The organism is Roseateles sp. P5_E1, from assembly GCF_054049335.1.
In genome coordinates this window covers 1-540 of record NZ_JBFUMN010000422.1, presented here as the reverse complement: position 1 = coordinate 540, position 540 = coordinate 1, and the positions used below count along the sequence as shown (strand labels likewise).

General features: G+C 67.4%; 1 protein-coding gene. It reads left to right on the top strand.

Translation table 11 applies throughout. From position 1 onward, the window contains the following. On the top strand, window positions 1-540 hold a 540-nt coding region (locus ACXJKJ_RS31875; protein ID WP_457395730.1), incomplete at both ends, for a methylenetetrahydrofolate reductase.

Below are 540 nucleotides of genomic sequence, written 5' to 3'. Positions count from 1 at the left end.
GCCGACGCATCGTCGCCCTGCGCGGTGACCTGCCGTCGGGCATGGGCCACCCCGGCGACCTGCGTTACGCCTCGGACCTGATCAGCTTCATCCGCGCCGAGCACGGCGACGCGTTCCGGATCGAAGTGGGCGCCTACCCCGAAACCCATCCGCAGGCCAACGACGCGCTGCTGGACCTGAAGCACTTCAAGACCAAGATCGACGCCGGCGCGGACGCGGCGATCACCCAGTATTTCTTCAACGCCGATGCGTACTTCCACTTCGTCGACGCGGTGCGCAAGCTCGGGGTAACGGTGCCGATCGTGCCGGGAATCATGCCGATCTCCAACTTCAGCCAGCTTCGCCGGTTCTCCGAGCAGTGCGGTGCGGAGATCCCGCGCTGGATCGGCCGGAAGATGCAGGCCTTCGGCGACGATGCCGAATCGGTGCGCGCGTTCGGTGCCGAGGTGGTCGCCGGACTGTGCGAGCGGCTGGTCGCCGGTGGCGCGCCGGGGCTGCATTTCTACACGCTCAACCTGGCCAAGCCAACCACCCAGGTGC